Genomic DNA, 3,265 nt, shown 5'->3' on the forward strand with positions numbered 1-3,265 from the left:
GCGGCACGTACGGATCGCCGAGCTGCGCCTGGCGCGTACGCACCGGTGCGGCGGCGTCGCTTGCCTGCGCGAACGCGGATACGGATGCTGCGGCGCCGACACAGGCGAGCGCCGCGGCAACGACGATGAAACGATTCTTCATATCAGGCTCCAGTCTGGAATGAGGTCGTCGACGGCAGGCGCGGCGCCACTGCGGGCGCGCGTCGCCTGCCCTGCGCATCGCATCAGTGCGCGGCCGCGTTGTAGAAGGTCACGAGGTCGGCTTTCTCCTGCGGACGCGACGTATCGTCGAGATAGACCATGTGTCCGCCCTGATAGTCCTTGATCGTCAGGTTCGGTTGCGTCCCGAGCCGCGCGAGGTCGAGCTCGGTCTGGTAGAACGGCGTCGCGATGTCGTGATACCCGTTCAGCGACAACACCTTCAGTTGCGGATTCAACGACAGCGCCGCGGCGAGATCGGGGATCGTGTCAGGCATCGCGAGGCCGTCGTGCGTCCAGTCCCACGTGTTGATCGCATTGCTGCTCAACGAATACGCCGACTGCGCGGTGTACTTCAGCTCGTTCGGCAGGTACTTGCCGATCGTGTCGGTGAACGGCTGCGTGATGTACGTGCTCGACGGATCGCCGCCCGACGCCAGCGGGCTCGACACCGGCACGTTCACGCGCGCGTCGTAGCGGCCGATCAGCGTGCCCGGGATCAGCGACAGCTGGAAGCTGTTGTCGAAGAAGGTCGGGATCACGTTGAAGTCCGCATTCCACAGCGACTGCTTCACGCCGGTCGAACTCACCATCGTCGTGACGAGGGTCGGCGGCGGCGGCGTATGGCTCGCCAGGTACGCGTTCACGGCGGGCGCATAGCTGCCGGCCGTCAGCAGGCGCATCTGGTCCGCATACGGCGGCAGGCTCGACGGGTTCGGGTTGTCGAGCTGGTAGTACGCGCCGACGGTGCCATACGACGGCACGAAGCCCGCGCAACTCACCGGGCTCGATCCGTTGTTCGAGTTGCCGATGTAGTCGCTCGCCATGTCGCAGTTCGTGTTGTAGTTCAGGATCGACGACTGCAGCACGATGCCATCGAGCTTCACGCCGGCCGTCTCGAGCAGGTTCGCAAGCACGTCGGTGCGCGGCGTGCCGTACGACTCGCCGAACAGGTATTTCGGCGAATCGTTGCGCTGGTTCACGGTGATGTAGCGCGTGACGAAATCGCGGAACGCGCCGCCGTCCTGGTCGACGCCCCAGAACGTCTGGTTCGTGTTCGGTGCGACCGCTTCGGAGAAGCCGGTGCCGATCGCATCGACGAACACGAGGTCGGTCGTGTCGAGCAGGCTTTCCTGGTTGTCGACGAACGGGAACGTCGACGTGTTCGCGTTCGGGTCGCCCGTCTGGATCCGGCGCGGGCCGAACGAGCCGAGATGCAGCCACACCGATGCCGAGCCTGGGCCGCCGTTGTACAGGAACGTGACGGGCCGCTTCGCCGCGGGCTGGTTGTCGGCCGTATAGGCGACATAGAAGAACGATGCTTCGGGCGCGCCGGTCTGCGGATTGCGCGCGACGAGGTGGCCGGCCGTGGCCGTGTAGCGGATCGTCTTGCCGTTGAGTGTGATCTGGTGATGCGTGACGGCGGCCTTTTCAACCGCGGCGGAGGCGTCGAGCGACGCGTTCGCGCTCGACGAATAACTGTTCGGATCGTTGTACGCCCTGTCCACCTGACTGGCGGGATCGGCTGAGTTGTCGGCGCTGGCAGCAGCGGACGATGTCACGTCGTCGTTGCAGGCCGTCAGAATCAGCGAAGAAAACACCACTCCCAACAACAGCTTCGCTTTGCTCGCTGGCATCGTTGCGTTCCTTCTCTCGGATGTTTTTTGTGTCGAGCAGCCGGATAAGCCGCCCCCCGCCTCGAATGCGGCCGATAAGCCGAGGCGCTGGCCAATATACGCGAGCCCGTCAGCTTTGAAAAATTTTGAAATATTTGGCTGGCGACCGGTGCGGCGCACACCTTTCAGGAATACTTCGATTCGCGAAACGTTGCATTTCACGTGCCTTTCACAGGCTTTCGCGTTTAGCCGAGGAAGCTAAAAATCCTCGAATTTCGTGCCATATCAGCTAACAAAATCGCACGGCGTCCGGTATTGCTCAGCAAAACGAAATAGACGAATTCGTCTAAAGGATATGGCCCGAAATGCGCGCGACACGAATGCGCTGCAGCGCACCAACGACCCACGAGCGGCGCACGGGCGGCGAAACGGTCAATGCGACGGCGCGAGTGCGCCGTTCACTCGGATTGCGGCAGCTCGGCCGCACCCATCCGGCGGGCAATGACTGCCGCGCGCTGCGCCTGGTAGGCCGAGCCGCGGTGCGCGTCGAACCAGCGCGGCTTCGGCAGCATCACCGCGAGACGCGCTGACTGCCATGCACCGAGCCGGCTCGCGGGAATCCTGTAGTAATAGCGTGCGGCCGCCTCGGCGCCGTATACGCCGCGGCCCCACTCGACGGAATTCAGGTAGATCTCGAAGATCCGCTCCTTGTCGAGCACCGTTTCGAGCATCCACGTGATGATGAGCTCCTGCCCCTTGCGGATGTAGCTCTTCTCACGCGACAGGAACAGGTTGCGCGCGAGCTGCTGCGTGATCGTCGAGCCGCCCGCGACGATCCGGCCGCGCGCCTTGTTCTTCTCCCACGCCTGCAGGATCGCGTCGACGTCGTAGCCGTTGTTGGTCGCGAAGGTCGAGTCTTCCGACGCGATCAGTGCGCGCTTCAGGTTGCGCGAGATCTGGTCGTACGGCACCCACTGGTGCTGGATCTGCGCGGGTGGCTTGTCGCGCGACAGCCACCACGCGTCGGTGCGCATGAACGCGGTCGAGCCCGGGTTCACGAACGACCACAGCGCGATCTGCGCGAGATAGAACAGTTGCGTCGCGAGCCATGCACCCGCGAACACCGATCCCGCATAGACGATCCAGCGGGTCGGGCTCACCGTCCGCGTGTGCTGCGTGTCGCTCACCGCTACCACGTGCCGCGCTCCGTTCAGCTCGCCGCGAGCGCCTGGCGCAGCGCGGCCAGCACCGGTGCGCCGTCCGGCCGCACGCCGCGCCAGATGAAGAACGATTCGGCCGCCTGCTCGACGAGCATCCCGAGCCCGTCGGCCGTGCGTGCGCCGAGCGACGCCGCATGCTGCATGAACACCGTCGGCTGCGCGCCGTACATCATGTCGTACGCGAGCGTGCCCGCGCCGAATGCGGCCGCGTCGCACGCCGGCAGTGCGGCA

Annotated in this window: 2 protein-coding genes and 2 pseudogenes; all 4 read right to left on the reverse strand. The window is 64.8% G+C overall.

All coding sequences use genetic code 11. From position 1 onward, the window contains the following. Positions 1 to 142: pseudogene (locus tag JYJ84_RS38065) on the reverse strand (EF-hand domain-containing protein); the annotation flags it as partial. An 82-nt stretch (positions 143 to 224) separates the two neighbouring features. Continuing rightward, complete coding sequence (locus JYJ84_RS32185) at positions 225 to 1,835, reverse strand: S10 family peptidase (protein ID WP_175222942.1); 1,611 nt, start codon at positions 1,833 to 1,835, stop codon at positions 225 to 227. A gap of 437 nt (positions 1,836 to 2,272) precedes the next feature. Continuing rightward, entirely contained in the window at positions 2,273 to 3,010 is a 738-nt protein-coding gene (gene mtgA / locus JYJ84_RS32190; protein WP_122944431.1) for a monofunctional biosynthetic peptidoglycan transglycosylase, read from the reverse strand. 14 nt (positions 3,011 to 3,024) lie between these two features. Further along, positions 3,025 to 3,265: pseudogene (aroE, locus tag JYJ84_RS32195) on the reverse strand (shikimate dehydrogenase); the annotation flags it as partial.

The sequence above is a fragment of the Burkholderia sp. LMG 13014 genome (assembly GCF_905232215.1).
Classification (GTDB): Bacteria; Pseudomonadota; Gammaproteobacteria; order Burkholderiales; family Burkholderiaceae; genus Burkholderia.